The sequence below is a fragment of the uncultured Arcticibacterium sp. genome (assembly GCF_964021845.1).
In the GTDB taxonomy this organism is placed as follows: domain Bacteria; phylum Bacteroidota; class Bacteroidia; order Cytophagales; family Spirosomataceae; genus Arcticibacterium.
Genome location: NZ_CAXHZC010000002.1, coordinates 546,043 through 570,228, shown reverse-complemented (window position 1 = coordinate 570,228; position 24,186 = coordinate 546,043). Strand labels below are relative to the sequence as shown.

General features: G+C 38.2%; 14 protein-coding genes. 9 read left to right on the top strand and 5 right to left on the bottom strand.

Features of this window, described 5'->3' with window-relative positions; genetic code table 11:
- Nucleotides 1-42: 42 nt before the first annotated feature.
- The 5 genes from AADJ06_RS09140 to AADJ06_RS09120 form a co-directional block, all read right to left on the bottom strand.
- On the bottom strand, nucleotides 43-5,985 hold the full coding sequence (locus AADJ06_RS09140; RefSeq protein WP_341226129.1) for a T9SS type A sorting domain-containing protein: 5,943 nt from the start codon (nucleotides 5,983-5,985) through the stop codon (nucleotides 43-45).
- A 367-nt stretch (nucleotides 5,986-6,352) separates the two neighbouring features.
- Nucleotides 6,353-7,231: a sugar phosphate isomerase/epimerase family protein gene (locus AADJ06_RS09135; RefSeq protein WP_341226128.1), complete on the bottom strand. Its 879-nt coding sequence runs from the start codon at nucleotides 7,229-7,231 to the stop codon at nucleotides 6,353-6,355.
- Nucleotides 7,232-7,268: 37 nt separating this feature from the next.
- The gene (locus tag AADJ06_RS09130; protein ID WP_341226127.1) at nucleotides 7,269-7,859 is read right to left on the bottom strand and encodes a HupE/UreJ family protein; all 591 of its coding nucleotides are present in this window, start codon (nucleotides 7,857-7,859) and stop codon (nucleotides 7,269-7,271) included.
- 136 nt (nucleotides 7,860-7,995) lie between these two features.
- Nucleotides 7,996-9,588 carry an L-aspartate oxidase gene (gene nadB / locus AADJ06_RS09125; protein WP_341226126.1) on the bottom strand — a complete coding sequence of 531 codons (1,593 nt, stop codon included), beginning with the start codon at nucleotides 9,586-9,588 and terminating at the stop codon, nucleotides 7,996-7,998.
- 56 nt (nucleotides 9,589-9,644) lie between these two features.
- The gene (locus AADJ06_RS09120; RefSeq protein ID WP_341226125.1) at nucleotides 9,645-10,619 is read right to left on the bottom strand and encodes a KpsF/GutQ family sugar-phosphate isomerase; all 975 of its coding nucleotides are present in this window, start codon (nucleotides 10,617-10,619) and stop codon (nucleotides 9,645-9,647) included.
- Nucleotides 10,620-10,806: 187 nt separating this feature from the next.
- Here AADJ06_RS09120 and AADJ06_RS09115 point away from each other — a divergent pair, with 187 nt between their 5' ends.
- The 9 genes from AADJ06_RS09115 to AADJ06_RS09075 all read left to right on the top strand — a co-directional run bounded on the left by AADJ06_RS09115 (nucleotide 10,807) and on the right by AADJ06_RS09075 (nucleotide 24,169).
- Nucleotides 10,807-13,086 carry an ATP-dependent DNA helicase RecQ gene (locus tag AADJ06_RS09115; RefSeq protein ID WP_341226124.1) on the top strand — a complete coding sequence of 760 codons (2,280 nt, stop codon included), beginning with the start codon at nucleotides 10,807-10,809 and terminating at the stop codon, nucleotides 13,084-13,086.
- A 114-nt stretch (nucleotides 13,087-13,200) separates the two neighbouring features.
- Entirely contained in the window at nucleotides 13,201-14,841 is a 1,641-nt protein-coding gene (gene ade / locus AADJ06_RS09110) for an adenine deaminase (RefSeq protein ID WP_341226123.1), read from the top strand.
- 2 nt (nucleotides 14,842-14,843) lie between these two features.
- Nucleotides 14,844-15,626 carry an acetylglutamate kinase gene (gene argB, locus AADJ06_RS09105; RefSeq protein WP_341226122.1) on the top strand — a complete coding sequence of 261 codons (783 nt, stop codon included), beginning with the start codon at nucleotides 14,844-14,846 and terminating at the stop codon, nucleotides 15,624-15,626.
- A gap of 39 nt (nucleotides 15,627-15,665) precedes the next feature.
- Nucleotides 15,666-16,739 carry a M20 family metallo-hydrolase gene (locus tag AADJ06_RS09100; protein WP_341226121.1) on the top strand — a complete coding sequence of 358 codons (1,074 nt, stop codon included), beginning with the start codon at nucleotides 15,666-15,668 and terminating at the stop codon, nucleotides 16,737-16,739.
- 106 nt (nucleotides 16,740-16,845) lie between these two features.
- Nucleotides 16,846-18,276: a DUF937 domain-containing protein gene (locus AADJ06_RS09095; protein ID WP_341226120.1), complete on the top strand. Its 1,431-nt coding sequence runs from the start codon at nucleotides 16,846-16,848 to the stop codon at nucleotides 18,274-18,276.
- A gap of 158 nt (nucleotides 18,277-18,434) precedes the next feature.
- Nucleotides 18,435-20,027, top strand: a complete 1,593-nt coding sequence (locus AADJ06_RS09090; RefSeq protein WP_341226119.1) for a S8 family peptidase — start codon at nucleotides 18,435-18,437, stop codon at nucleotides 20,025-20,027.
- A 62-nt stretch (nucleotides 20,028-20,089) separates the two neighbouring features.
- A complete protein-coding gene (locus tag AADJ06_RS09085) occupies nucleotides 20,090-21,262 on the top strand; it encodes a putative sugar nucleotidyl transferase (RefSeq protein ID WP_341226118.1) in 1,173 nt (390 codons plus the stop codon).
- A gap of 3 nt (nucleotides 21,263-21,265) precedes the next feature.
- Nucleotides 21,266-22,363, top strand: coding sequence for a DNA polymerase III subunit (locus AADJ06_RS09080; RefSeq protein ID WP_341226117.1), 1,098 nt, complete (start codon nucleotides 21,266-21,268; stop codon nucleotides 22,361-22,363).
- Between the two features lie 60 nt (nucleotides 22,364-22,423).
- On the top strand, nucleotides 22,424-24,169 hold the full coding sequence (locus AADJ06_RS09075; protein ID WP_341226116.1) for a GMC family oxidoreductase: 1,746 nt from the start codon (nucleotides 22,424-22,426) through the stop codon (nucleotides 24,167-24,169).
- Nucleotides 24,170-24,186: the final 17 nt, after the last annotated feature.

Genomic DNA, 24,186 nt, shown 5'->3' with positions numbered 1-24,186 from the left:
GACCAGAAGGCCAGGATTTAGTTTTGGTAGTAACCAAACTAATTAGTCTAGTTTTATAAACTTCTTAGTTGAAATGTCTTTTGAGTTTTCTGCTTGTAAGAAGTAAGTACCAGTTGGAATGCTTCCGAACTCTACTGTGTATTCTGTTGAGCTATTTTTGGTCGTATTTATTTTTATCCCTACACCATTTATGTTGAGTAACCTGAAAGAAAGCTCTTCGGCGTTTCCTTTTGTTTTAATATTTATTTCTTTTGACCCAGCCTCCACAGGGTTGGGGTACAAAGACCATTTTAAAGCGTCTGTTTCTCTAAAGTCAATCGCGATTATTTTGGAATAACTAGTAGCCCCATCAATGTCAATACTTTTAAGTCTGTAGTAATTTACTTTTGCCTTAGGAGACTTGTCAGTAAAAATATAGCTGTGTTTTTCTAATAAATTTTCAGCTGCTACTTTTCCAATTCTTTCAAATGATATGGCATCAAAACCTCTTTCTATATCGAAGTGGCTAACACCTATTTCGTTAGAAACGGTCCAAACCAATTCGGCAGTTTCATTAATTTTCTGTCCAGAGAAAGAAACCAGCTCTAGTGGAAAGCTATTAGCAGCAGCTACAGAACAGTCAGAAGAACTATATGGCTGAGATGTTTCACAGCCATTTTCGTTAACAGTAACAGTGAAGTTGGTTGAGTTTGGAATGTTCTCAATTACCCAAACTGTTCTTGAATCATTTTCTCTGCCGTCATTATCAAAGCTTGCAGTTAAACCATTACTTACAGAAACTGTACTATTAGAGCCTCTAGAAGTTTGAATGGCCATCATTGAAACACTTCCGTCGTTGCAACTGGGTGCTAAGATGTCTGTGATAGTAGGTAGGGCTTTTACTATAATTGGTTCTTCATCAGACTCAATTGATGGACAGGTAGTTCCAGGAGATTCACATACGGCATAATATCCTGTAGAAATAGCAGGCGAAAGAAGAACAGATGCAGTGCTTGCAAAACTGATTGTACTTCCACTTTCATACCAAGAAACCCCATCATTACAGCCTACTGCCGTCAAAGTGCTACTTCCACCGGGGCAAATAGATGGAGACGAATTTGTGATTGTTGGTTCAAAAGGCGGAAGTATAACCGTTATTACTAAATCTGAACTGCTTAAACTAGTACAGCTATTGGCATCAGTACAAGTGGCTGTATAAGTTGTGGTTCTGTTTGGAGTTACTGTAATGGTATTTCCTGTTTCTCCTGTAGACCAAGTAACAGTACCCGTACAGCTTGCTGCTGCTAAGTTAGAAGAAGAACCTTCGCAAATTGTATTTTCATCTGCCGACAAAGTAGGTGCCGCTGGTAGCGGGTTTACATTTATTATTTGAGCAGCTCCAAGGCTTTTACATGTTCCATTTTCACAGGCAGCATAATAAGTGATGGTACTTGTAGGATTAACAATTGTGCTTGCCAAAGGTGTATTTAGTGCAGCATCTTCATACCAAACTAAATTTCCCAAAGTACATGCACCGCTAAGTTCACTTCTATCTCCTGCACAAACAGTGCTTGGGCTTGCAGATGTAGAACTTGGTGCGGCTGGTGTTTCTGTAACTTCTACAGTATGAGATGCCGAAGAACTTTGACATGTATTTAAAGTGCAAATGGCATAGTAAGTAGAAGTTTCTGTTGGGCTAACTGGGCTTGTTACACTTGTAGTCAATGCAGCATCAGAAAACCAACTAATGCTACTTCCGTTAGTACAGGTACCGCTTAAGGTACTACTTTCTCCGCTACAGATAGCTGGCCCTGCTAAGCTTGAAGGTGTTTCAGGAATGGCCGTTACTTGAATAGCAACTATCGTAGATTTATCACTTTCACAGCCATTAAGTACGCAAACTGCTTGGTAGTCTGTACTTGTTGTTGGAGATACTGTTATGCTAGCACCTGTTTGTCCATCAGACCATTTGACAGAGCCACTGCCACAGTTTGTAGCATTTAATGTGGTGCTTTCGCCTTCGCAAATGGCATTGTCTGTTGTACTTATTGAAGGTATATTGGGTAATGAATTTACCGTTACTTCAATAGGGTCGGCAGCTCCTGATTCACATTGTACCGCCACTTCATTACTAGTAGTTGTGACACAGTTTGCGGTATATGATGCGGTTCCCGAGACTGTTGGGATATGGTTTATTGAAGTACCAGAACCAATGCTGTTCATAGATTCAAACCAATTGACAACAGGATTGTCACCTGTACAATTAAATGATGTTAATGTAACAGACTCTCCAAGACATAGCTGAGTTTTATTTGCTGAAATACTTGGGATTGGCGGGGGGAATACTACATTTATTGTGCTTACAGCACTGACAGGACTTATGCAGCCAGTGTTTGGGTTTGTACATGTAGCACTATAACTCGTGGTATCTGCTGGTGTTTCGGTAATGCTTGCGGTTGTTTTTCCGTTAGACCAGGTTATGTTTCCAACACAGCCACTTGCCGTTAAAACTAAACTAGCTCCTTGGCATAAATTACGGCTACCAGGTTCTATGGTAGGGGCGGCAGGTAGTTCATTTACTTCTACAGTCTGACTCACATATGGACTTTTACAAACTCCATCTATACAAGAAGCATAGTACGTAGTAGTATTAGTTGGACTTACGGTGGTACTTCCTAAGGTAGTCGAGAGAGCTTGGTCAGTGTACCAAGTTAAAGTTCCGCTGGCACAGGTAGCAGTTAATGTGGTGGAGCTTCCTTCGCAAATAGTACTTGAAGATGACATTACTGATGTCGGGTTCGGAGGGATGGCTGTTACAGTTATTTCAACAGAACCTGCTGCACTTTTACAAGAGCCGCTAACGCAACTTGCATAATATGTGGCGGTAGCACTAGGGCTTACAGTACTGCCTACAGCGGTAGTTAATGCAGCATCTGAAAACCAAGTTAAAGTTCCGGTAGCACAAGTAGCACTTAAAGTACTGCTCTCGCTGTCACAAATACTTGTTGGACTGGCAGTAACAGATGTAGGTGCTACGGGTGTTGGCGAGACATTGATGGTGATGTTTTGAGAAAGAGATTGACAAGAACTTAAAACACAACTGGCATAATACGTCGTGGTAGAAGTTGGGCTTACTGTTGAGGCAGTTACTGTAGTAAGTCCAGCATCTTCATACCAAGTTAAAGTTCCGGTTGAGCATGTACCAGCTAAGTCACTTGATTCTCCACTGCAAATAGAAGAAGGTGTAGCTGTAAGGTTAGTTGGATTATTTGGTCTGTCTTTTACTGAAATTTTAATGTCCGCTCCTTTAGGGCTTTCGCAATTAGTTGAGTTGTTTTTACAGGTAGCAATGTAAATAGTAGTTTCAGTAGGACTTACACTCTGCGGACTAACAGTACCAACCAGTGTGCTAGGTGAAATAACAGATAAGTACCACTGAATTGTGTTGCCAGCCTCACATGCACCTATTAGGTCATAAGAGTCGTCCTTACAAATATCAGTGGATGTACTTAAACCTGTAGGAGCCGCAGGTGCAGGAGAAACCGTTATAGTGATACTTTTTGAAGTACTAAGGCAAATTCCATTTTGGCAAGCTGCGTAGTAAGTAGTAGTGCTGGTTGGTGAAACAGTGGTAGATGCTAGTTCGTTAGTTAAAAGGGCATCTGTAAACCATTTAAGGTTTGCGGTGCCACTACATGTGGAACCAATAACTACGCTTTCACCTTCACAAATACTTGTTCCAGTAGTTGAAATGTCAGAAGGGGCTGAAGGAGTAGTTGTTACGTTAACATTTATAGATGATGGAGCACTAGAACAGCCATTTTCTGAACAAACACCATAGTAGGTGGTATTGCTAGTGGGCGAAACTGGTAGTGTTACCAGGTTTGTTAAAGCGTCTTCTTCATACCATGTTAATGTACTTGTTCCAGAGCACATTCCGTTTAGAGGGCTACTGTCACCTGAACAAATATTGACAGAAGATATTCCGCTTGGGGCGTCTGGTATTGGATTTACAGCTACATCTACGCCAGTAGAACTAGGGCTAGTACATCCGTTTTCAGTACATGTTGCAGTGTAGGTTGTTGGTGACACTGACGGGCTCACGGTTATGGAAGTACCTGTTTGTGAATTTGACCACGACACCGTTCCTGAGCAACCCGTGGCTTCTAAGGTTGTAGTTTCGCCAGTACAAATGGTACTGTTACCGGTGATTGAAATGCTAGGAGCACTAGGTACATTATTTACGATAACGTCAATATTAGAACCTGATGAAGAGCAGTAAGCGGCTTGTGAAGCGTCACATAAAGCATTATAGGCTGTTGTGCTTGAAGGGCTTTGAGAAAGACTGGCTGTGTTTCCTATAGGAACTACATTTCCTACTTCAAACCAAGATATGGTACCTGAACAATTAGACATTAACAGATTAACAGTTTCTCCATTACAAATAGTGTTTTTGTCAATGGAGATAGTAACTCCAGAACTTGATACTACAGTAACTGTTATGGTATTCGAATTTGTACTAACACAGCTGGTAGTTGTATTCGTACAAGTGGCAGTATAATCGGTGTTGACCGCAGGACTTACAGTAACACTAGAACCTGTATCCCCACTAGACCAATTAATAGTTCCGCTACATCCGGTAGCGGTAAGTTTAGTACTGTTTCCTTGACAAATTTGCGTATTTCCTGCAGTTATGGTTGGTGCTGTTGGAGTAGGATTTACTGTCACTGTAATGGCAGAAGAGGGAGAACTTTCACATGCTGGGGAAGCAGATTTACAAGTAGCTACATAATTGGTGGTGGCAGATGGGCTTACTGATAAGGGGCTTCCTGTACCTACTAAAGTACCAGAAGTGTTATTCTGATACCAGTTAATAGTTCCTACACTGCAGGTTCCTGTTAAGTTGCTAGATGCTCCTTCACAAATACTTGAAGGGCTAGCGTTTAATGAGGAAGGCGTAGTAGGTACATTGACTATTGTTACGGTTACCATGGTGTTGGAAGCACTATAACAGTCATTTTCTGAGTCATAGAAAGTTGCGTAATAGGTTCCGCTGCTTGATATGTTTAGATTTGAAATTTTGTTGGCATTTGTTGGTGGTGAAGCTGTATGCCAGGTTAATACAGTTCCATCTGGCGTGTTGTCTGCCGAAATTGTTCCTAAATTAACGCTGGTTTCGCCACAGCCATTTGAAATATTTGTTGAGCTTAAGTTAGGTGCTGTATTACCTACCTTACATAGTGGGGCAGTTACACATCTAGCACCATCATTGGTTCCTGATTTTGTAGCTTGTGAAAAGAAAACAGCATTTGATGGGCTGCCTGTAGTTAATGTACTGTGACTAATTGTAAATATTTTACCGTTTGAATTACCATTGAGGTATAGTGTCCCATTTGCGTCAAAATAGACCGCTCCATACGTTTGTCTATCTAAACCAGTTACGGTAGTTGTGATAGTTCGAGCTCCATTGGCAGGATTAAATTGATATACACGCCCTCTATTATCTACACCATACAAGAAACCATCTATTGGGTTAAATGCATAATCGGCAATTGAAGTTTTCGTAGTAGTGAGGCTTGATATTGGAGCAGGAGGATCTACGTTTAAATCATATCGAATTATTTTAGTAGTGTTGCCTTTATACATATACATGATTCCATTTGCATCTATATCGGCATTATATAAACCTGTATTGATACCGAGGTTATAGGTTGTGAAATTCCAGTTTTTATCAACCTTATAAAGGTTCCCTGTTTGTTTCCCATTTAAATAAATGAAGTTATCTGCCCTATTGTATCCAGCGGATACATCTTCACCAAACAAATTGCTTGCTACCTCCGTGCTGTTTCCAGTTTGTAAATCAATCTGAATAATATCAGTGGGTCTGTTTTGAAATAAATAGGCGAATGATTCACATTCGAAAGGGACTGATGCTGGGATTGGCTCTTGTGAGAAGACGAGTCTTGAAGATACAAATAGCAAAAATATTACTGTAGAGAGTCTCATCAGATTGTTATAGGTTTGTCGATTTACTTTAATACTTCTTTTTTTAGAAAAAGTCACTTTTAGAGTAACTTATATTCTGTGCAGTAGTTATTTACAAAAGTACGTAAATATGAAGTAAAAGGCTTAAATAAACTTTTTAGAGATGAGCTTTAGACTTGACTAGTTTTTCTGCCGATAAAGTGTAAGTTTCTCAGTATGAATATAGTTTTTACCTTAATTATTTTAAGTAACTGTAATCCAGAAAAAACTACAGGTTGTTTTTGTTTCAAAGTGAACCCTTGAATTTCTTCTGAGTAAGTGTGTTTTTATGTTTGTGATTTTTTTAGGTTTTAGTCTTATGTTACATAAGACTAAACCAAATTTTGATTTAAAGGCTTTTTCTTATTTTCTCCATTAAGGCAGTTACTTTTTGCCCTACATCGCCATCTCCTAAGGTTTCAATTGGGATATATCCTTTATAACAGGATTTTTTAATAACATCTAGTAGTTTGGGGATATCGGTATCCATTTCTTGCCCATTTACAAAGATTTTTTCTTTGATTTGCCAATTGACAGCATACTTAATAGTACTCGCAATGTCTTCATAGGTTTTGCCACTTCTGTATCCACCAGTGTCCATTATAAGTCCGAACCAAGGGTTGTCCACTTTCTTAAAAAGATAATGCACATGCTCTGGTGTTCTGATAAAATCATTGTGATTTTGAACGGCTACCACCACCCCGTGTTTCTTGCCAAAGTTTACACATTCTTTAAAGTCTTCCACCATCCATTCTGCCGTTTCTTCCCAAGTATAACCATCGGGTATGTCATTTCCTGCAAAAATTCTAATAACGGGTGCTCCGAGCTTTTGAGCTACTTGTATCCAATTTTTTACCAGCTGAATGTGCTCATTTCTTATCGTTTTATCTGGATTAGTAAAATCATTCCTAACACCTGTTCCGCTTATTTCCAATCCATTATCTTGTGCTTTCTTTTTGATAGCAAATATGTAATCATCAGAAGGAACCTTTGGGTACTCTGGGAAATAATAACCTGTAATATCTATAGCATCAAATTTCTGTTTTACGCAGTAGTCAATAACTTGAAATAAATTAATCTCACCTTTTGTTAGGGGATTGTTAAAAGAAAAGGCATTAAGGCTAGTTTTTAGGTTGAAGCATTCTGCCGATTGACCATAAAGTTTTGATGAATACATCAAAACTGGTAGTGTAGCCAAGGTCTTTAAAGCTTTTCTTCTTGATTGCATTATTCAATAGGTCGTTTAGGTTTCAATAGTTCTTTAGTCAGGCAGCATTTATAATCATCATAAGAGTCATGCCAAATACTATTCCGCTAAGAATTAAATTCCATGTTTTTCTTCTTAAATCAAGTATGGAAATCATGAGGAAGTTTATTAGTAAGATGGCCATTACAATAATTATTTGACCAAACTCTAAACCTATGTTAAAGGCTAGTAGAGGTTTAACTATGCTATTCTCAGCTCCGAGTAAACTTCTTAGGTAATTGGAGAAGCCGAGCCCATGAATCAATCCAAAAAGAGAAGCAATGACATACCTGATAAATTGCTTGTTTTTTGGTTCGGTATAAATGCTCTTTTTGAATTTATGGAAAAAGTTGACCACACAGGTGATCAGTATGGTTATAGGAATAAGAAGCTCAATAAGCTCAGAATTAACATTAACTAAACCGGTGGTAGAAAGAGCCAGTGTAATGGAATGACCAAGAGTAAAAGCAGTAATTAAAATTAAAACACTTTTCCATTGTTTTACGGAAGAGATAGCACAAAGTGCAATAATGAATAAAATATGGTCAAAGCCATTTAAATCTGTTATATGCTGATAACCAAGTTTTAAGTATATAAGAAATTCCTGCATAAAGTATTTTGGGTTGAAATTGTCTTGAAGGTACTAAATGGCATCTAGCAAGGCAAAGTAACCGTTACTTTTAGTAAAAAACTTATTGGATGGAGGGCAGTGGATATCTGACCTCTATTTATAATACTTGGTGCTTTTATAAAACGGAGTTTTCTGGTTTTCCACCGAGTTTATATGGATAATCTGTAGTGAAATGGAGCCCTCGACTTTCCTTACGTATTTGAGCACATTTTATGACCATTTCGGCACATAAAATAAGATTTCTGAGTTCGCAGAGCTTTACGGAGAGTTTAGTTTTTTTGTAGAATTCTTCCGTTTCTTCTTGAAGCAAATGGAGCCTTCTCATAGCTCTTTCTAATCTGAAATCAGAACGAACTATACCTACATAATCAGACATCATTCGTTGTAACTCTCTTAAATTATGTGTTACCAGTACAGCTTCTTTTGGTTGCTCTGCTCCAAATTCATTCCAGTCTGGAATTTGCATATTGAACTCTACACCTTCGATGTTTTCAAGTGCTTTTTGAGCTATTCTATTTCCAAATACGGCAGCCTCTACCAGTGAGTTTGATGCAAGTCTATTGGCCCCATGAAGCCCAGAAGAAGAACATTCGCCACAAGAAAATAGATTTGATATGCTTGACTGACCATTTATGTCAACCATGATTCCACCACATAAATAATGTGCGGCAGGAGTTACTGGGATGTAATCCTTTGTCATGTCAATACCAATACTAAGGCACTTCTCATAAATGTTAGGGAAATGGTCTAAAATCATTTCTTTAGACTTATGTGTGATGTCTAAATAAACAAACTCTTCTCCCGATTTCTTCATCTCCGCATCTATGCATCGTGCTACTATATCACGAGGAGCTAAGGAGCCACGTTCGTCATAGTCGTACATGAATTCTCTGCCATTCTTATCTCTTAAGACACCACCTTCACCACGAACAGCCTCCGTAACCAGGAAACTAGGAAAAGAACCTGGGTTATAAAGCGAAGTAGGATGAAACTGAATCATCTCCATGTCTCTCACCTTGCCTTTTGCTCTATAAACCATCGCTATACCGTCTCCCGTAGCTATCACCGGATTAGTAGTAGCTGCATAAATATGACCAGCTCCACCAGTAGCCATGAGTGTCATTTTTGATAGAATCTTTTCTACTTTCCCAGAGTTCACATCTAAAGCGTAAATCCCGTAAGAAGTAACATCTTTAGTTTCACGTGTAATCTCAATTCCCAAGTGATGTTGTGTAATAACTTCAACAGCATAGTAATGGGTTAGTATTTCAATATTAGGGTTTTTAGAAACCTCTTCCAGTAAGGCTCTTTCTATTTCCCAGCCAGTAATGTCTTTATAGTGAAGAATTCTTTTTTCCGAATGACCACCTTCACGGGTCAAATCGTAAGAGCCGTCTTCGTCTTTGTCAAAGTTTGCACCGTAGTCAATTAATTCACGAATTCTGTCAGGGCCTTCTTTTATTACTACTTCTACAGTTTCTCTATCGCATAATCCATCACCAGCTATCAGTGTGTCGCTAATGTGTTTCTCATACGTATCTACCTCTGGGTTAAATACGGCTGCAATACCGCCTTGAGCATACTTAGTATTGGTTTCTTCGGCATTTACTTTGGTTAGCACCAGTACTTTACCTTTTTTTGCTGCTTTTAAAGCAAAGCTAAGACCAGCTATTCCAGAACCTATGACTAAAAAATCTGTTTGACGCATATTCGTGTTTAAGACTATTCAACAAAAAAAAGAAGAAAATTCCGTAATGTCACTGCCTAGGTCAATCCCTCTTTAAGTAAATCGTGTAAATGAATAAAACCAAGTAGTTTTTTGTCTTCGGAAACTATGAGCTGCGTAATGCTGCACTCTCGCATAAATGCGAGTGCTTTTGTACCTAAAACTTCAGGTGCAATAGTTTTTGGACTTTTGCCCATGATATCTTTCGCTTTAAGTTTGCTGAAGTTTTCATGCTTTTCTAGCATCCTTCTCAGGTCACCATCCGTAATGATTCCTACAAGGTCGTTTGTGCCGTTTATTACAGCTGTGGCTCCTAGTCTTTTAGACGTTATTTCTAGAATAACTTGGTTAATACTGTCGTTTTCTGAAACTTTAGGGATTGCATTTTTTGTATATAAATCGGCCACCTTTAATAGCATGATTTTGCCTAATGTTCCTGAGGGATGGTTTCTGGCAAAGTCATTTTCGTCAAAATTTCGAACCTCCATTAAACATACAGCAAGAGCATCTCCCATGACCATGGCTGTGGTGGTGGAAGATGTGGGAGCTAAATTATTAATACAAGCTTCTCTTTCCACAAATACATCTAAAGTGCAATTTGCGGCTGTGGCTAATGCAGAGTCTTTATTTCCTGTAATGGCGATAAGGGGTGAGCCAACTTCCTTTATATAAGGTAAAAGGTTTACTATCTCTGGACTATTTCCACTTTTTGATAAACAAATTAAAACATCGTTTTTGTCCAATATTCCTAAGTCACCATGAAGAGCATCTACGGCATGCATAAAAACAGAACTTTGACCAGTAGAATTAAAAGTAGCAGATATTTTCTGGGCAATTATTGCACTTTTGCCAATTCCTGTAATAACAGCCTTGCCTTTGGTGTTGATAATCAGATCTATAGCTTTTGTGAACTCTTCTCCAATTGTATTTTTCAAAGAATCTATTGCCCTTGACTCAGCAGCAAAGACATTTATGGCTAAGTCGGTAATTTTTTTCTTTAATTTCGTATCCACTTATAAATTTTAGTAATAATTATTTGACAAAAGTATAAAATCTTTGTCAGCAAAATATTTAAAGCTTCATGAGGTGAATTGAGTCAGAAACTACTTTAAAAAGTGATTTTTTTTGGCTAAATTTAGAAAGAAGAATTTTGCATCCCTGAAATATGGATGTAATGGAGCAGGTACTTAGTGATTTATCATGATTGATATTAAAATAGAAAACAAACTTAAGCAGAACCTAAAAGACGTATTTGGTTTTGACAAGTTTCGCGGAGAACAAGACAAAATTATTCACAGTGTAGTTTCAGGACAAAACACTTTTGTGATTATGCCCACTGGTGCTGGTAAATCTTTATGTTACCAATTACCAGCAATTACCCTAGACGGCACGGCTGTGGTTATTAGTCCTTTGATTGCCTTGATGAAAAATCAGGTTGATCAAATGGTGGCTTTTGGCATAAACGCTCAGTTTTTAAACTCAACACTCAATAAGTCAGAAATGACTAGAGTAAAAAGAGATGTACTTAGTGGTGAATGCAAGCTGCTTTATATAGCACCGGAGTCTCTTACCAAAGAAGATAACCTTGTTTTTCTGAAACAGGCGAAACTGTCTTTTGTAGCAGTAGATGAAGCACACTGTATCTCTGAATGGGGGCATGATTTCAGACCCGAATACAGAAAGATTAGAAGCATCATAGAAAGCATTGATATCAACCTTCCAATAATAGCTCTGACAGCCACGGCCACTCCAAAGGTGCAAATGGATATCAAGAAGAATCTGGACATGGATGATTCTACGCTGTTCAAAACTTCATTTAATAGGGCCAACCTTTATTATGAGGTTAGACCCAAGATGAATCCTAAAAAACAACTGATTCAATTTGTGAGTCAGTACAAGGGTAAAGGTGGAATTGTATATTGCTTAAGTAGGAAAAAGGTAGAGGAGATAGCCAGTTTATTGGCGGTAAATGGCGTAAAAGCATTGCCGTATCATGCAGGTCTAGACCCTGATGTTAGAATTAAAAACCAAGACGCCTTTCTGAAAGGAGACTGCGATGTAGTTTGTGCTACCATTGCTTTCGGAATGGGTATTGATAAGCCCGATGTGAGATTTGTGGTGCACTATGACGCTCCTAAGTCTTTAGAAGGGTATTATCAAGAAACAGGTAGAGCAGGTAGAGATGGTCTTGACGGAACATGTCTTATGTTTTATGCATATGATGATGTCTTAAAGTTGGAGAAATTCAATAAAGATAAAACTGTAGTAGAAAGAGAGAATGCCAAAGCTTTGCTGATGGAAATAGTTTCTTATTCTACTTTAGGTGTTTGCCGTAGAAGACAGCTTTTGGGCTACTTTGGTGAATACATGGACGAAGATTGTGGTTTTTGTGACAACTGTAAAAACAAAACACGTTCGTTCACTGTCAAAGATGAAGTCACCTTAGCATTAAATACTATTCTAGCTACCGAAGAGCGATTCCCATTACAGCATATTGCAGATTTACTTACCGCTAATACTTCTAAAAACGATTATATAGAAAGCCATGACCATCATAAACTTAAAGAGTTTGGTGCTGGTCTTGAGTATTTTAAAGGAGATAAAGTAGATTTTTTTAAGCCTAACGGCAAAGATGATACCGAGAAAGAAAAGTTTGGGCCAACCGATAGATGGGTTTCTGTAATTCGTCAATTGATGGTTTATGGTATCATTGAAAAGGATATTGAAAATTACGGAGTCATAAAACTTTCTGATGCCGGAAGAGCCTTTTTGAAGAAACCGTATGAAATAGAAATGCGTGACGACCACGACCTTTCAAAAGCCGAAGGAAGTAGAGATGATGGTATTCAATCATCCGCCCCTACTGGTGGAGGTGCGGCTGCTGACGAAGCTCTTTTAGAAATGCTAAAAGGACTTTGTAAAAAAGTGGGTAACGCAAACGGAATTCCTCCATACGCTGTTTTTCAAGAACCTTCTTTGTTAGAGATGGCTACAGTTTATCCTGTAAATATTGAGTCACTTACCCAGATTCAAGGGGTAGGGATGGGAAAAGCGAAGAAGTTTGGTAAGGCGTTTATTGAGATGATTTCTCAATATGTAGAGGAAAACGATATAGAAATTACACAAGACTTTGTAGTAAAATCTGCCGTTAATAAATCAAAAGCTAAGATTGTTATTATTCAGCAAGTAGATAGGAAAGTAAGTTTGCCAGAAATTGCAGATTCACTAAAAATATCCTTTGATGAGTTATTAACAGAAATAGAAAACATCTGTTATTCTGGAACTAAGTTAAATATTGATTATTACTTAGAGCAAGAAATGGATGAAGACAAACAAGACGACCTCTATGATTATTTTATGACGTCTGCATCTGATGCCGTTGACGAAGCTTTGGCCGAGTTTGAGGATTATGATGAAGAAGTGACGGAAGACGACATAAGACTGGTTAGAGTGAAGTTTTTGAGCGAAGTCGCTAATTAAATTTTAAAGATTTTGAAGGAAGGGTTGCTGGATATATTTCAGCAACCCTTTTTCGTTTATACGGCTAATTCTAGATATTATAATTCTTAAATTGCCATTTGTTAAAATGATGATATGGAGGTAATACAAGGAAACGTTGTAAATATTTTTGATAATACCATTCTGTGGGGTGAAATCATTGTGAAAGATGGTAGAATATTTACTATTAAGAATTTTGGTGAAGAAAAGAAGGGGGAAAGTTATTTGCTCCCTGGTTTTGTAGATGCTCATGTGCATATTGAAAGTTCTATGCTAAGTCCAGCTTCTTTTGGTAGAGTAGCTTTGACACACGGAACAGTTGGTTCTGTTTCTGACCCACATGAGATAGCTAATGTTTTGGGCATTGATGGTGTCAAATACATGATAGAAGATGCTCGTCAAACACCTTTCAAAGTTTCTTTTGGTGCACCTTCTTGTGTGCCAGCCACTTCTTTTGAAACGGCAGGAGCAGTTATCGGACCTAAAGGAATAGAAGAGCTTCTAAATATGCCAGAAATATCTTATTTGGCAGAAATGATGAATTTTCCCGGTGTAATATTTAAGGATGAGGAGGTTATAGAAAAATTAAATATTGCCAAGCAATTAGGCAAGCCAATAGACGGGCATGCACCTGCAGTTAGGGGAGAAGATGCTGTCAAATATTTTAGCCAAGGAATAAGCACAGACCACGAATGTTTTACGTATGATGAGGCTTTAGAAAAGCTCAAGCTTGGAGTTAAAATATTGATAAGAGAAGGTAGTGCAGCTAAGAACTTTGAGGCACTTATTCCTTTAGCAAAAGAATGGTCTCATCAGATGATGTTTTGTTCTGATGATAAACACCCTGACGAGTTAATTAAAAGTCATATAAATACTTTGGTGGCAAGGGCTATTGATGCAGGTGTAGGTCTCTTTGAAGCTTTGAGGATGGCCTCGCTAAATCCAGTAAAGCATTATTCACTGCCAATAGGTTTGCTTTTAGAAGGTGACCCAGCTGACTTTATTAGAGTGGGTAACTTAAGAGATTTTCATGTTCAAGAAACCTATATAGACGGTAAGCTGGTAGCAGAAAGAGGGCAGTCTAAGCTTCCTCAAACTAAAAGTAAGGTAGTCAATAACTTTTCAGCAGTAAACCTGGAAAGCAAAAACTTGAAAGTACTTTGCGATGATCCGTTTAAGAAAATAAATGTCATTAAAGTAAATGACGGGCAGCTAATAACGGACTTTATCAAAAGAGACATGAAACTGGAAGGTAAAGAAATAGTGGCAGATGTAGAAAATGATATTTTAAAATTGGTGGTATATAATAGATATACCGCGAGCCCAGTTTCTGTAGGTTTTATCCACGGTTTTGGTTTAAAAGAAGGAGCTATTGCGTCTTCAGTGGCTCATGATTCACATAATATTATAGCAGTTGGTATTGATGATGCCGCCATTGCTGATGCTGTCAATCTTGTGATTAGAGAAAAGGGCGGAGTTTCTGCCGTTTCACTCGAAAAAATGGGTGTCTTAGGTTTACCAATTGCAGGCTTGATGAGCAATAAAGAACCGCAAGAAGTAGCTGCAGATTACGAGCAAATAGACCGTTTTTCAAAGGATGTACTCGGTGCTACATTAGCGGCTCCATTTATGTCACTATCTTTTATGGCTTTATTGGTGATTCCTTCATTAAAACTTTCTGATAAGGGGCTTTTTGATGGTCAAAAATTTCAATTTGTAGATTTAGTAGGAGCGTAATTATGGTGATAAATATTATTAAAATTGGCGGAAATGTTATCAATGATGATGCAAAATTAGAAGCATTTTTAACTTCTTTTTCTGCTCTTTCTGGTGAGAAAGTTTTGGTGCATGGTGGAGGTAAAGTAGCTACCAAAATAGCTAAGGATTTAGGCGTAGAAACTGAAATGGTAGAAGGCCGAAGAATTACCAATGCCGAAATGAGAGATGTGGTTACCATGGTATATGGTGGCTTAATAAATAAAAAAATAGTGGCTTCGCTTCAATCATTAGATTGTAATGCTATAGGGCTAACAGGAGCTGATGCGTGCGTTATAAAAGCTCACAAAAGAGCAGTAAAGACTATTGATTACGGTTATGTGGGTGATATTGATAGTGTAAATGCAGTTTTTGTATCGAGTTTATTAAGTCAAAAGATTACGCCAGTTTTTGCTCCATTGTCCTTTGACAAAGACTTCGGTATTTTAAATACCAATGCCGATACACAAGCTTCAGCCATTGCTACGGCCCTCTCTGAAGAGCATGAGGTTAATTTAATTTATTGCTTTGAAAAAAGAGGCGTTTTGTTAGATGCCGAGGATGATGACTCTGTGATTTCAGTATTGAAACCAAAGCTTTATGAGGAGTATAAAGCAAGCGGCGTAATTTATGACGGTATGATACCAAAATTAGATAACGCTTTTGACGCAGTTAATAAAGGAGTTAAGAAGGTTATTATTTGCGAAGCCAATGAGCTTTTGGCGGCCGTAGAAAGAGGGGAAACCGGGACACAAATTTTGATGTAAGTTTATTAAAAGAATAAGTTTTAGAAAGGATTGAAAGCCATGAATATAGATAACACTATAACTGACGGAGCCATTGCATTGCTTCAAAAACTAATTTCCACACCATCTTTAAGTAGAGAAGAAGATAATACAGCACTGGCTATTGAAGAATTTTTTAGAGAGCGGAACATTCCGTTTTCAAGGTTCCTTAATAATGTATGGGCACGGAATAAGTTTTTTGATAAAGAAAAACCGACAATACTTTTAAACAGCCATCATGATACGGTAAAGCCAAACGCCTCTTATACCAAAGACCCATTTTCTCCAATAATTGAGGGAGATGTACTTTATGGCTTAGGTAGTAATGATGCAGGAGGGCCTTTGGTTTCTTTAATGGCTACGTTTGAGCAGTTCTATTACCGGTCCGATTTGAGTTATAACCTTGTTTTGGCGGCTTCTGCCGAAGAAGAAGTTTCTGGTAAAAATGGTGTGGAAGCACTTTTGGCAAAGCTGCCTAAAATAGACTTTGGAATAGTAGGTGAGCCTACTAGCATGGATTTAGCCATTGCCGAAAAAGGTCTGATGGTACTAGACTGCTATAGCAAAGGTAAGCCTGGCCATGCCGCTCGGGAGGAAGGTGAAAATGCTATTTACAAGGCATTGAAAGATATGGAGTGGTTTAAAGATTATGAATTTTCTGAGGTTTCGCCTTCGCTAGGTAAGGTCAAAATGTCTTTGACCATTATAAATGCAGGGAGTCAACATAATGTGGTGCCAGATTCATGCAAGTTTACTGTCGACGTAAGAGTAACGGATGCTTATTCCCTGCAAGATTGTTTAGATATAATCAAAGAAAACGTGGACTGTGAGGTTGTACCTAGGTCACTAAGATTAAACTCATCCGGTATAGCTCCTAGTCACCCTTTGCTTAAAGTAGCCACAGATTTAGGTTTTAAAACTTATGGCTCTCCTACACTATCAGACCAAGCCCTAATGCCCTTTGAAACAGTTAAATTAGGTCCGGGAGAATCGGCTAGATCTCACTCGGCAGATGAGTTTATAAAGCTCAGTGAAATAAAGTATGGGGTTCAGAGGTACTGTCAACTTTTAGAAAGCCTAAATAATAAGCTTTAGATAAAAAATATATTAGCCGCTCTACATAATCTTTTAGGCATAGTTCTTGTTTTTCTTAAACGGAGTAAGAATGAATTTATCAATTCGACAGAACTGAAATACTATAATGGAAATTATAAATGGCTTAAAGTCTAAGATTGGAGTAGCAGAAATAGAGAAGATTAGCAATTTTTTAGGCGAATCTGCTGAAGCGGTGAGCAAGTCTTTGGATTTGTCTTTAAATGCAATGTTGGGAGGCTTAAAAGGAGTGTCAACAAATGATGGAAACGCTGCCAAAATTCTTAAAGTTATTAATGACGGCGGACACTCTGGTGATTTAACGGACGATCTTCCAAGACTTTTTAACAACCCTGATAAAGTTCAGCTTTTAATTACTATTGGGAAGAATATTAATAACCATTTCTTTAATAGTAAAGCAGGTGTTTTGATTGATAAAATTGCAGAAATAGGTGCTTTAAGTAAGACATCAGCATCTTCTCTCTTTAGTTTATCAGCCCCCCTCATATTAGGAGTTTTAGGCAAAAGCATAAAAACAGAAGGCCTAAATTTAGATGGATTTACTGCGAAATTAAGTAATGCTGGATTAAGTACGGAAGCTGGTACGTCGGCAGTTCTTTTGGGAAGTTTAGGCTTCTCTGGTACTTCCTCTGTACCTCCAAAAGAAATTTATGTACCTACCCCAGAAATATCAAAACCAGCACCTGCTATTGCTCCAGCTCCAGTGGTAAAAGAACCATCTCAAACAGTTAACAAACAAAAAAGTAAAAAAGAAGGAAATTCAGAAGGTTCTATAAATTGGTTGGCTTGGGTGTTTTTAGCCATCTTAGGTTTGGCTGCTATGTTTTATACTTTTAGAGGTAAATATCAAGGAACTCCAAAAACTGCGGACGAAATCAGTTCAAAAGATTCTTCCTTTTACGAATCTGAAAAGAAGATGTTTGAAAACTTAGAGACAGATAGAAATAAAATGGCAACAATAGGTTCTACTGGTAATACTGGCTTAAATGACCTATCTGTTAAAGAAGGAGCAAATGCAGCATCCAACGCTGACCTTAAAACAGACGCAGATGAGGATTTTGATAGTCCAGCATTTTCTAATAATAAAGTGGTTTCAGAAAAAACAGCTCCCAAAACAGAGACTCCAGTGAGAAGTGCTCCTGAGCCAGCAAGAAATACCTCACCAAGCCAAAATAAGCAGCCTACGGTAACGCCAGAAAGAGCAACTTCGGACACCAGACCTATGTCGGTAAAACTTGGTGAATCTAATAGTTTTTCTGGAATAAATGGTTTGAGCTTTAAAAGTAACAGTGCCGAAATTAGAAGTAAAGGGGCTTTGAATGATGTGGTTTCTTATTTGAAAAGCAACCCGGCAAAATCAATTCAAATAGCAGGAACGGGTTCTTCAGTCCGTGTAGCAGAAGATAGAGCCTACGGGCTTCAAGGAGCTTTGTATGAAGCAGGAATAAGCACTTCTCGTATTCAGGTATTATCAAATCCTGTTCAGGGAGATGGTCCTGTGGTGGTGAAAGTGAAATAATTAAGAGTTTTCTCTAGACGGAAAGCCCTCGATGAAAATCGGGGGCTTTTTTTGATCTTAACAAAACTTAAAAGAATTGGATATTAACAATATTTTTTATTCTTAAAAGTTTATTACGTAATTCGCAACTTATTTTTAAGTCAACAAATTAAAACTGGATGAAGAAGTCAATTTTAGCTTCGCTGTGTGTGTGCCTTTTTGTGGGAGCCTCTGCCCAAGACCTTAAAACCAAAGCAAATTGGTTTAATCTTGATTATGAACAAGATGGGGTTAGAGGAATGAGTGTAGAAAAAGCTTATAACGAACTTCTTAAAGATAGAACTAGCAAAACTGTTATAGTGGGTGTGGTTGATTCCGGAGTAGATATTGAGCATGAAGACTTGAAAGGAAAGATTTGGGTCAATGAAGGCGAAATTCCGAATAATGGAAAAGATGATGATAACAACGGTTTTGTAGATGATATAAACGGTTGGGACTTTATTGGCGGGGCCGACGGCACAGATGTAGAGCAAGAGCAATTAGAGGCCGCAAGGTTGTTTATTAAGTATAGTGAGCTTTTTGGTGAGAATCCAAAAAAGAGACTGCTCAGGAAGTATAAAGAGGAGTACAACACTTTACAAAAAATAAAAAGCGAGATAGCTGAAAATAGGAAAGAGGCGGAGCAGTATCTTCCTATGTATGAATCGCTTAAGGAGAATCTTACTATTACGGAAGAAATTTTAGGTGATGTTTTAGGTGTTGAAACCTTTGGTAAATCAGAAGTAGAAGGTATTGATGATTCCAAAGTCGATTTGAGAGTGCGTCAGGCTAAACAATATTGGTTAAGAATGAATGAAATGGGAGCCGATTTAGCTGGAATTAATGAAGGTATTGAGCACTTTAAAGACCAGTTAAATTTCAATTATAATACAGATATTAACCCAAGAGCAGTAGTGGGAGATAATCCTGACAAATTGGAGTATGGCAAATATGGGAATAATGAGGTTAGGGGGCCAAGAGCACTACATGGTACGCACGTTTCAGGAATTATAGCGGCAAATAGAAATAATGAACTTGGAGTAAAAGGGGTGGCAAATGATGCCAAAATCATGGTAGTGAGAACCGTGCCTGGCGGTGATGAAAGAGATAAAGATGTGGCTAATGCCATAAGATATGCCGTAGACAATGGAGCTAAAATTATCAACATGAGTTTTGGTAAGCCCTATTCTCCAGAAAAAGGATGGGTAGATGATGCCATCAAATATGCTGAAGAAAATGATGTACTTCTAATTTCAGCTGCAGGTAATGATAATGCAAATGTGGACGTGGAAACACACTATCCTACTAAATACTACAAGAAAGGTGGTGAGGCCAAAAATTGGATTGGAGTAGGAGCCTCTTCTTATGAAGATGGACTTAAAATGGTTGCCGACTTTAGTAATTATGGTAAAAAGTCGGTTGATGTTTTTGCTCCTGGAGTAGCTATTTACAGTACTGAACCAGATTCAAAGTACGGCGAAAAGCAAGGTACCAGTATGGCAGCCCCCGCAGTTACTGGGGTAGCGGCATTGTTAAAGTCTTATTTTCCTACTTTAACAGCGGTTCAGTTGAAAGAAATAATTTTGCAATCTTCTGTGAAATTAAAAGACCAAGAAGTGATATTGCCAGGTGGTGAGAAAGAAGGCCGTTTTGGCTCTTTAAGTAGTACTGGGGGGCTTGTGAATGCATATGAAGCTGTTAAGATGGCTATTGAACTTACGACCGAACAATAAGCTGAAATAATTTATATGGGAGCCTCATTGGTGCTATGCCAATGAGGCTTTATTTTTGCTTTATGAACATTATTCTTTTCGAAGATACCACATACCGTAATCAGCTAAAGCCGCTTACTCTTACCAGACCCATAGGAAACCTCAGGGTTGGAATTTTGACCATTAATGAGAAATGGGAGCGGCGTTTAAAAGCTAAAGTTTCATTTCTGACAGAAGCTTACCTCCAAAAAAAGTTTGCCTACCATGCTGTCAAGGAAAATATCTATATCAATGCCTCATTTTTACCTACTACGGGTTTTGAAAGACTTTTGAGAAGTTTGTCATTTGGCGAGTGTATTAAATTTGGAGAGGAAGTAGTGGCCTATGCTTCTGACAGATTTGGCGATTTTGATAATGAAAAAGTAAAAACCTTAAAAGAAAATGATGCTCATGTTTTAAGAGAACTACCAGATTTGTTTCATCAAAATAGAACGGAGATAGCATATGATTTTGCCTTAATTACCAAAGGCAGGTTATCGGAGAAAATAAGTGACCCATACACCAAGGTCTACTCGTCCAATAATATTTTTATTGAAAAAGGAGCAAAATTTAAAGCTTGTATTTTAAATGCCGAAGAAGGCCCTATTTATATTGGCAAGAATGCCGTAGTTCAGGAGGGTGCCGTCATAATAGGGCCCGCTGCTATTTGTGAAAAAAGCATGGTGGCTTTTGGTGCTAGAATAAGGCCCAATACTACTTTAGGACCCGTGAGCAGAGTAGGAGGAGAGGTTGGTAATACTGTTTTTTATGGTTTTAGTAATAAAGCACATGATGGCTTTTTGGGCAATTCATATATAGGAGAGTGGTGTAATTTGGGAGCCAATACCAACAACTCGAATTTAAAGAATGACTATAAAGAAGTGAAGCTTTATAATTATGCCCAAGAAGCTCTAGTCAAAACAGGTGAGCTTTTTTGTGGAACATTTATGGGCGATTTTACTAAAGCCGGCATAAGTACCATGTTTAATACAGGTACTGTAATAGGCGTTAGTTCTAATGTATTTGGAGCAGGATTTCAAGAGAAATTTATACCTTCATTTACATGGGGTGGCAAATTGGAAGGATACAGCCCGTATAGATTTGATAAAGCCAAAGAAGTGATAAACGCTACCATGGGCAGAAGAGACATGGAACTCTCAGCCGAAGATGAGAAAATACTAGTACACATTCTGGAGGATAAAAAAACTCAAATATAGTAGATGCGTTTTTCAGACATCATAGGGCTAGAAGAAGAAAAAGCAACTTTAGTAGCTGCCGTTAAGAAAAATCATGTGGCTCATGCCCAATTATTTCATGGTGCAGAAGGCTCTGGGAACTTAGCATTGGCTCTTGCTTTTGGTGCTTATGTTAACTGTGAAAAACCTACTGAAACTGATTCATGCGGAGCCTGCCCTTCATGCTCAAAAATTGATAAGCTTGCTCACCCTGATATTTCTTTTATTTTTCCTACCGCTGGAGGTAAAAAAATATCGTCAGAAACCTTTATGGCCGAGTGGCGTTCTTTTGTTCAAGAGAACGTTTACGGAAATTTGACAGATTGGTTAGAGAAAATTCAAATCAAGCAAGGTAATATCCCAGTAGAAGAGGCACGGAAACTGATTCAAAACTTATCTTTAAAATCTTACGAAGGTGGTTATAAATTGGTTTATATCTGGCTGCCAGAATTACTCAGTATTTCTACAGCTAACGCTATTCTCAAGGTTCTAGAAGAACCACCAGAAAAAACCTTCTTTCTTTTGGTTTGTAATAATTCACAGTCTTTACTTACCACCATATTATCTAGAGTACAGCGTTTTGCGGTGCCTAAATTTAAAGATGAAGATGTCAAAGCTTATTTGACACAAAAAGGAATTACAGAAGATAGGGTTCAAGAATTAACCATTTTGGCCAATGGGAATTTAAATAGAGCCATTAAACTATCAAGTGCTAATAATACCAACGAGCACGACTGGTTTGCTAGCTGGATGAGATACTGTTTTGCCTTTAATTTGACCCAACTGGTGAACTGTTCAGAGGAGTTTGACAGCTTTTCTAAGGAACAACAGAAAAATATGTTAGAATATTCTTTAACTATTTTTAGAGAGATTTTTTTAGTTGCCGGAGGCAATGAGAACATGGTTAAGCTGGAAAAAAAACAATTAGAATTTGTACGTAATTTTTCTAAAGTTTTTAATATCAATAACCTCCAAAAGATTTCTGAACTAGTAGACGAAGGCATTTTTCATATAGAGCGAAACGTTCGTGCGAAGATGGTTTTCCTTGATACGTCTCTTCAATTGGCTAAGCTTATCAAGTAAGCTTTTTTATTTATACTTTATTAGCTAGATTGAACTCGAATAATTCAATCATTATACAGAATGAAATCTTTTCAGATAAAAGAAACTGCTAAAGAATTTGACGTTTTAATCGTTGGTTCGGGTGCAGGAGGCGGTATGGCCGCTCATCAATTAACTAAAGCAGGAGCTAAAGTTTGCATGTTAGAAGCAGGTGGATATTATGACCCTGCCGACCCCAAATACATTACTCAATTAAAAAATCCTTGGGAATCTGCTCGGCGTGGTGCCAGTAGTAAATTCAGAAACTTTGGAGACTTTGACGCCGCTTGGGGCGGCTGGCAGCTAGAAGGAGAGCCTTATACCCAGAAAGACGGCTCCAAGTTTAATTGGTTTCGCTCAAGAATGCTTGGAGGAAGAACTAATCACTGGGGAAGAATCTCGCTGCGGTTTGGTCCTAAAGATTTTAAAAGAAAAGATATAGATGGCTTGGGTGAAAACTGGCCAATATCCTATGAAGATGTAGCACCTTATTATGATGAGGTAGAAAAACTAGTAGGCGTTTTTGGTAGTTATGAAGGTTTGCCAGATGACCCAGATAGTATTTTCTTACCTGCTCCTAAACCTCGTTTGCACGAGTTAATGTTTATGGAGGCCAATAAAAAAATGGGAGTAACCACCATTCCTTCAAGGTTATCTATTTTAACTAAGCCTATTAACGAGCAGCGTGGTCAATGTTTTTATTGCCACCAGTGTAACCGTGGATGTCAGGCTTATGCCGATTTTTCGGCCAGTTCTGTATTATGCATACCAGCAGCCAAAACCGGTAACCTGACATTAATTAACAATGCCATGGCTAGAGAGGTATTGACGGATGAAAACGGGAAAGCAATAGGCGTGTCTTATGTAGATAAGCATACTAAAGAAGAAGTGACTGTTAGGGCCAAGATTGTTATTTTGGCCGCCAGTGCCTGCGAGTCTTCTAGATTATTATTAAACTCTAAATCATCCAGATTCCAAAACGGACTAGCTAACTCTTCTGGAGTGGTTGGAAAGTATCTTCATGATTCTACGGGTGCATCTAGAAGCGGTTTTGTGCCAGGCCTTACAGATAGAAAAAGATATAATGAAGATGGTGTAGGTGGACTTCACGTTTACTCACCGTGGTGGTTAGATAATTCTAAATTAGATTTCCCTCGTGGTTACCATATTGAGTATGGTGGCGGTATGACACAGCCATCTTACGGTTTTGGTTTTGGTATGGAAAATATCAATGGCCGATTCCCAGATAGAGACGGTAACATGAAAAGAGGTGGAGGTTATGGTGCTTCTTTGAAAGATGACTATAGAAGGTTTTATGGTTCTATGATTCATATGGCTGGAAGAGGAGAAGCTGTGGCTAGAGAAGATAATTATTGTGAGATTGACCCTAATGTGGTAGATAAATGGGGTATTCCTGTTTTAAAGTTTCATTACAAGTGGAGTGATCATGAGCGTAAACAAGCTAAGCATATGCATGACACTTTTGAGCAAATTATAGAATCTATGGGTGGCGTGGCATTAGGAAATAAGCCAGGAGCCAGCCAAGATTATGGCCTAGCTAACCCAGGTGAAATTATTCACGAAGTGGGTACTGTTAGAATGGGCTCAGACCCTAATAAGTCTGTTTTAAATGGTTATAACCAGGCACATGATGTTAAGAATCTTTTTGTGGTAGACGGTGGTGCTTTTGTGTCTCAGGCAGATAAAAATCCAACCTGGACCATCTTAGCACTTTCTATGAGAGCTTCAGAGTACATCATGAAAGGTGTTAAAAGCGGAGGTCTTTAATGTAAGACCTTATTGAA

What these genes read in the sequence shown, in the direction of transcription:
- AADJ06_RS09140 (WP_341226129.1), bottom strand. Translation starts at nt 5,985, where the DNA reads ATGAGACTCTCTACAGTAATATTTTTGCTATTTGTATCTTCAAGACTC.
- AADJ06_RS09135 (WP_341226128.1), bottom strand. Translation starts at nt 7,231, where the DNA reads ATGCAATCAAGAAGAAAAGCTTTAAAGACCTTGGCTACACTACCAGTT.
- AADJ06_RS09130 (WP_341226127.1), bottom strand. Translation starts at nt 7,859, where the DNA reads ATGCAGGAATTTCTTATATACTTAAAACTTGGTTATCAGCATATAACA.
- nadB (WP_341226126.1), bottom strand. Translation starts at nt 9,588, where the DNA reads ATGCGTCAAACAGATTTTTTAGTCATAGGTTCTGGAATAGCTGGTCTT.
- AADJ06_RS09115 (WP_341226124.1), top strand. Translation starts at nt 10,807, where the DNA reads ATGATTGATATTAAAATAGAAAACAAACTTAAGCAGAACCTAAAAGAC.
- ade (WP_341226123.1), top strand. Translation starts at nt 13,201, where the DNA reads ATGGAGGTAATACAAGGAAACGTTGTAAATATTTTTGATAATACCATT.
- argB (WP_341226122.1), top strand. Translation starts at nt 14,844, where the DNA reads ATGGTGATAAATATTATTAAAATTGGCGGAAATGTTATCAATGATGAT.
- AADJ06_RS09100 (WP_341226121.1), top strand. Translation starts at nt 15,666, where the DNA reads ATGAATATAGATAACACTATAACTGACGGAGCCATTGCATTGCTTCAA.
- AADJ06_RS09095 (WP_341226120.1), top strand. Translation starts at nt 16,846, where the DNA reads ATGGAAATTATAAATGGCTTAAAGTCTAAGATTGGAGTAGCAGAAATA.
- AADJ06_RS09090 (WP_341226119.1), top strand. Translation starts at nt 18,435, where the DNA reads ATGAAGAAGTCAATTTTAGCTTCGCTGTGTGTGTGCCTTTTTGTGGGA.
- AADJ06_RS09085 (WP_341226118.1), top strand. Translation starts at nt 20,090, where the DNA reads ATGAACATTATTCTTTTCGAAGATACCACATACCGTAATCAGCTAAAG.
- AADJ06_RS09080 (WP_341226117.1), top strand. Translation starts at nt 21,266, where the DNA reads ATGCGTTTTTCAGACATCATAGGGCTAGAAGAAGAAAAAGCAACTTTA.
- AADJ06_RS09075 (WP_341226116.1), top strand. Translation starts at nt 22,424, where the DNA reads ATGAAATCTTTTCAGATAAAAGAAACTGCTAAAGAATTTGACGTTTTA.